The 5,698-nt window shown below is 65.5% G+C and carries 4 protein-coding genes; 2 read left to right on the forward strand and 2 right to left on the reverse strand.

Annotated elements, in window-relative coordinates; all coding sequences use genetic code 11:
• Positions 1 to 303 precede the first annotated feature (303 nt).
• Positions 304 to 1,644: a histidine--tRNA ligase gene (hisS, locus tag Q0A15_RS03895; RefSeq protein ID WP_291278227.1), complete on the forward strand. Its 1,341-nt coding sequence runs from the start codon at positions 304 to 306 to the stop codon at positions 1,642 to 1,644.
• Between the two features lie 77 nt (positions 1,645 to 1,721).
• Positions 1,722 to 3,518: an aspartate--tRNA ligase gene (aspS, locus tag Q0A15_RS03900; RefSeq protein WP_291278228.1), complete on the forward strand. Its 1,797-nt coding sequence runs from the start codon at positions 1,722 to 1,724 to the stop codon at positions 3,516 to 3,518.
• Between the two features lie 114 nt (positions 3,519 to 3,632).
• On the opposite strand, the gene dtd is transcribed toward aspS, so the two are convergent.
• Positions 3,633 to 4,103 (reverse strand): D-aminoacyl-tRNA deacylase, encoded by a 471-nt coding sequence (dtd, locus tag Q0A15_RS03905; RefSeq protein ID WP_291278229.1) that lies wholly within the window; start codon positions 4,101 to 4,103, stop codon positions 3,633 to 3,635.
• A gap of 107 nt (positions 4,104 to 4,210) precedes the next feature.
• Positions 4,211 to 4,633, reverse strand: a complete 423-nt coding sequence (locus Q0A15_RS03910) for a DUF6157 family protein (protein ID WP_291278230.1) — start codon at positions 4,631 to 4,633, stop codon at positions 4,211 to 4,213.
• Between the last annotated feature and the right edge of the window lie 1,065 nt (positions 4,634 to 5,698).

The raw sequence follows: 5,698 nt of genomic DNA on the forward strand, positions 1-5,698 counted from the left end.
GTGGAGGGCTTGGCCGGGGCTGCCGGCTTGGCGGGCTTGACGGCAGCCGGGGTGGGCACCTGCTCGTTGAGGTTCTGCTCGCTCACGATCTCTGGATCACTTTCTTCACTGGAAGAGACGTCCATTGCCCGCGGCCAACCGGGCCACGGCAAACGGACACACACGTACAAGTCACCAGTCTAAACGGTTGAAGCGCCCATCACACGACTTGGGCTGCGGCTGTGACACGCGTTGGAACTAGAATGGCTCAGTACGCCGTTTGACGGCCCAACCCTTCGATCTCATCAGGAGCGCCACTCAACCATGGCACGTAAGCCCTCGCTCACCGGATTCCCCGAATTGCTGCCGGCCGAAAGGGTCGTGGAGCAGCATGTGCTGGACACCCTGCGTCGGGTCTTCGAACTGCATGGTTTCGCCAATATCGAGACGCGGGCCGTGGAGCCTGTGGCTCAGTTGCTGCGCAAGGGCGAGATCGACAAGGAGGTCTACGGGATCTCCCGTCTACAGGACGAGAAGGCCGCCAAGGACGATCCCAACGCCTTGGCCCTGCACTTCGACCTGACCGTGCCGTTCGCCCGTTACGTGGTGGAGAACGCCGGTTGGCTGCACTTCCCCTTCCGTCGCTATCAGATCCAGAAGGTCTGGCGTGGTGAGCGCCCGCAGGACGGCCGTTTCCGTGAGTTCACGCAGGCAGACATCGACATCGTTGGCGACGGCGCGCTGCCGTTCCGTTACGACGTGGAGCTCGCGCTCGTCATCGCCGAGGCGCTCTCCAGCCTGAACCTCGGCGACTTCCGCCTGCGCGTGAACAACCGCAAGCTCTCCGAGGGCTTCTACCGCGGCCTGGGCGTTGAGGACACCGCCGCAGTGTTGCGCGAGATCGACAAGCTGGAGAAGATCGGCGCGGACGCCGTCGCAGAGAATCTCAGCGGCCAGGGTCTGACCTCCCAGCAGGCGCAGCAGGCGCTGTCCCTGGCCTCGATCCGTACCCCTGACACCTCCTTCGTTGAGCAGGTCAGGGCGCTTGGCGTCTCCGACCCGCTGCTGGAGGAGGGGCTGGATGAGCTCTCCCAGGTCATCGAGGCGGCCTCAACGTCCGCCCCCGGCCGCGTGATCGCGGACCTGTCCATCGCCCGCGGCCTGGACTATTACACGGGCACGGTCTACGAGACGGTGCTGGTTGGTCACGAGAAGCTCGGTTCCATCTGTTCCGGCGGCCGCTACGAGTCCTTGGCCTCCAAGGGCAAGAAGACGTACCCCGGCGTTGGTCTCTCAATCGGAGTGTCTCGCCTGGTCTCGCGCCTGATCGCGGAGAACTCCCTGGTGGCCTCCCGCGAGGTTCCCACCGCGGTCCTCGTTACGCTGACCCACGACGAGGACTGGGCCCGCGCCCAGGGCGTGGCCCGCCGGCTGCGTGAGCGTGGTATCTGCACCGAGGTGATGGCCACCGCCGAGAAGTTCGGCAAGCAGATCAAGCACGCCGACCGTCGCGGTATTCCGTTCGTCTGGTTCCTGGGCGCCGAAGGCGCCTCGGACCAGGTCAAGGACATCCGAACCGGTGAACAGGTGGACGCCGAGGCAGGCACCTGGGTGCCCGATGCTGACGATCTGCGCCCCGCCGTCGGCCCTGGCGAGAACGCGTAAACTTAACAACCGATTGACTTACACGGCGCCGACCGCCCCCGGTCTGCCCGCAATACACGTTTGAAAGGAAGTAGTTCGTGCTGCGCACACATGACGCGGGATCCCTCCGCGCCGAGCACATCGGACAGACCGTCACCCTGGCAGGCTGGGTGGCCCGCCGCCGCGATCACGGTGGAGTGGCCTTCCTCGATCTGCGCGACCGTTCCGGCGTGGCGCAGGTCGTGGTGCACGACGAGGCGGTGTTCTCTCCGCTGCGCAACGAATTCGTGATCGCCGTGACCGGCAAGGTCATGCAGCGTCCCGAGGGCAACGAGAACCCCGATCTGCCCACGGGTGCCATCGAGGTCTTCGCCGAATCACTCGAGGTCCTCAACACCGCTGCGCCGCTGCCCTTCCAGGTGGACGAGCACGTGGAGGTCGGGGAAGAGGCCCGCCTGCGGTACCGGTACGTGGACCTGCGCCGTCCCAAGCCGGCCGCGAACCTGCGCCTGCGTTCGGAAGCCAACCGGATCGCACGCGAGTTCCTGCACGAGCAGGGCTACCTCGAGGTGGAGACCCCCACCATGACGCGCTCCACCCCCGAGGGTGCCCGCGACTTCATCGTGCCCGCGCGCCTTGCACCGGGTAAGTGGTACGCGCTGCCGCAGTCCCCGCAGCTGTTCAAGCAGCTGCTGCAGGTGGGCGGCGTGGAGAAGTACTACCAGCTGGCCCGTTGCTACCGCGACGAGGACTTCCGCGCCGACCGTCAGCCCGAGTTCACGCAGCTGGACATCGAGGCCTCCTTCGTTGAGCAGGACGACATCATCGCCCTCGGCGAGGAGATCGTCCGCCGATTGTGGGCCCTGATCGACGTGAAGGTCGAGGGGCCGATCGCCCGCATGACCTATGCGGAGGCCATGACCAAGTACGGCTCCGACAAACCGGACCTGCGCTTCGGCCTGGAGCTCGTCGAGCTCAAGGAGTTCTTCAAGGACACCACCTTCCGCGTGTTCCAGTCGCCCTACGTTGGCGCGGTCGTCATGCCCGGTGGGGCGTCGCAGCCTCGTCGTCAGCTGGATGCCTGGCAGGAATGGGCCAAGCAGCACGGCGGTAAGGGCCTGGCCTACGTCCTGGTCCAGGAGGACGGCACGCTCACCGGTCCGGTCGCCAAGAACCTGACCGACTGGGAGCGGGAGAACCTGGTGGAGAAGGTCGGCGCCAACCCCGGCGACTGCATCTTCTTCGGTGCGGGCGAGACCAAGCCCACCCGCGCCCTGCTGGGTGCCGCGCGTGTGGAGATCGGTCACCGCACCGGCCTCATCAAGGATGGCGGCTGGGCCTTCGTGTGGGTCGTCGACGCACCCATGTGCGAGCCTGCGGCCGACGCCGTCGCCGACGGTGATGTTGCGGTGGGCGCCGGTAAGTGGACCGCCGTGCACCACGCGTTCACCTCTCCCAAGCCCGAATTCATGGACACCTTCGACACCGATCCGGGTACGGCCCTGGCCTACGCCTACGACATCGTGTGCAACGGCAACGAGATCGGCGGTGGCTCCATCCGTATCCACCGCCGCGACGTCCAGGAGCGCGTCTTCAAGGTCATGGGCGTCTCCGAGGAGCAGGCGCAGGAGCAGTTCGGCTTCCTGCTCGAGGGCTTCAAGTACGGCGCCCCGCCCATGGGCGGCATCGCGCTGGGCTGGGACCGCGTGGTCTCCCTGTTGGCCGGTGAGGACTCCATCCGTGAGGTCATCGCCTTCCCCAAGACGGGTGGAGGCTACGACCCGCTGACCGCGGCTCCGGCTCCCATCACCACGCAGCAGCGCAAGGAGGCTGGCGTGGATGCCAAGCCGGAGGCTCCCGCTGACACGGCAGAGAAGGAGCAGGCCAAGGCCTGATCGATTCGCTGGCTTGGGCGCAATGCCCGACGGCGGTGGCCGCCGCCCGCAGGGGAGGCGGCCACCGCCGGTTCGCACCTAATTGTTGGCCAGAGCTCCTTGGCCGAGCGTTCGTCAGCCAGGAAGGTCGGCCGAGTCGATCAGGATGGTGAACGGGCCATTGTTGGTGAGGTTGACGCGCATGTGGGCGCCGAACACACCAGTGGAAACCGACAGACCCATGCCGCGCAACAGGGAGGCGACCTCCTCGTACAAAGGCTCGGACACCGGTCCGGGGGCGGCCTGCGTCCAGCCGGGGCGGCGCCCCTTACGGACATCGCCGTACAAGGTGAACTGGCTGATCAGAAGGATGGGTGCTTGGGCCGTCAACGCGGAAACCTCGTCAGGGAGGATACGCAGGTTCGCGATCTTGGAGGCCACCTTGGCAGCTGTCGCCTCGTCGTCGCTGTGTGTCACGCCCAAGAGGACCACGAGGCCCTGACCCTCGAATCCGCCGGTCACCACAGGACCGGACTGCTCGTTCTGCAGTTCCTCACCGTCAACAGTGACATGAGCTCCGTCTGCCACCTGGACTACCGCGCGCATGTTCCCCCTTCCCGTCCACCGCAGACCACCTGCGGTGCACAAGAAGACACTACCGAGAACTACGTTCGACCTCGGAACCGAAGGCCCAATGTCGGGCGATCAGTATCTCAGGCGTTGGCAGCGGCGCGGCTGGAACGCATGGCCTTGATGTGCTCCAGCGCCGGATCGGCCACGAGTTCGGCATAGCGGTCGGTCCCGACTCCCACCAGGGCAACCTTGCCGTCGGCGTCGTGGTGGAAGCCCCAGCCGTATCGCTTCGCCAGGGGAGAGGCGCGCAGGCAGGCCTGGTTCTTCGCGAAGAACTCCTTACGGGCCTCCTCGCGATCCGCGTCCGGAATCCCGTGCCGGAGCGCGTAGACCTCGAAGAGGAGGTCATCGCTGGTGTAACCGTATGGATGCTCTGACAAGAGTTGGTACTCCAACTCCGCGATGCTGGGTCCGGAGTCTGAGCTAGGAGGGATCTGAGCGGAGGTGACGGCGTTGTCATCGGCGACCTGGATGAAGGTGCTCTTGTAGTTGGTGGTTCCCATGAAGCCCAGCCTAGACCGTGAGCTGCATCACTGCGTCGATTGGATGACCACAGCCCGCTTCACTCAGCGCCGCTCCGCTCGCGCCGCCGCCACGGACCACGCCACATTTCGTCCCTCCAGCGTGTAGTCCACGCAAAGGGCGCGAGCGCAACAAACTATTTCACCGGGCCCAACAAGCTATATCAAACCGTATCGTCGGAGGGCCACGTACTGATTGGTCTTGCCGTCACATCCCATGACAATCATGTCTGCTGAATGCATATTCGTTAGACCTGTTTCAAAATCGGCGTTGCGCTCCAATCACTTTTCAGGCAATCATCAGCAACTCGCAGCGCCGTCTTGACTAAGGCATCGCTACCCCGCCGGATCGTCCGACGGCACAGCCACCCAGCCTTGGGAGCTGAGCCGCTCGCCCGCATCGACCGGCGATCCCATCTCCTTTGCCATGACGACTCCCCGTAATCCCCGTCCGGCCTCGCCACCCGACCGATCGTTACTCCTGACCGGCGTTCACCCCCGGCCACGCCATTCCTCCGATCCGCTCCGAGTCCAGCAGTCCGATGCCCCTTCCTGCGACACCACCCTGTGATCCCACCGCACCTTCCCGCCCTGCGATGCCATAGCACCGCCCAGTGGCGCCAGCCGGCCATGCCGCCCAACTGACCGTCATTCCAGGCCTCACCTCGCCGCCGATCCCATCCGAGCCCTGTGGCGCGACCCTGCTCAGTCGCTTCGCCACTCAGCAATCCCGCCGTCGCACGCTTCATACCCTGCCCGGCGGCGCCGCCACCCAGCCATCCCGCCGCCGCGCGCTTCACACCCTGCCCGGTCGCGCCGCCACCCAACAACCCCGCCGCTGCAGGCTACACACCCTCCACCCGGCCACGTCAGTCCCCGCCAGTGGATCCGTCGTCCACCACTCCCATCCGGTCGATCCTCTCTCCACGCTCGGCCGCTCCCCTCGAGCTAATTCATTTCCCAAGCGACGCTTAACCGGCTTTCTGGAATCCAGGATTGATGATAGGCAGATTTGTGGGCGTGGCGTCCGCAGTTTGTGGATTAGTA

Origin of the sequence: Galactobacter sp. (genome assembly GCF_022712295.1) — a bacterium.
Lineage (GTDB): Bacteria > Actinomycetota > Actinomycetes > Actinomycetales > Micrococcaceae > Galactobacter.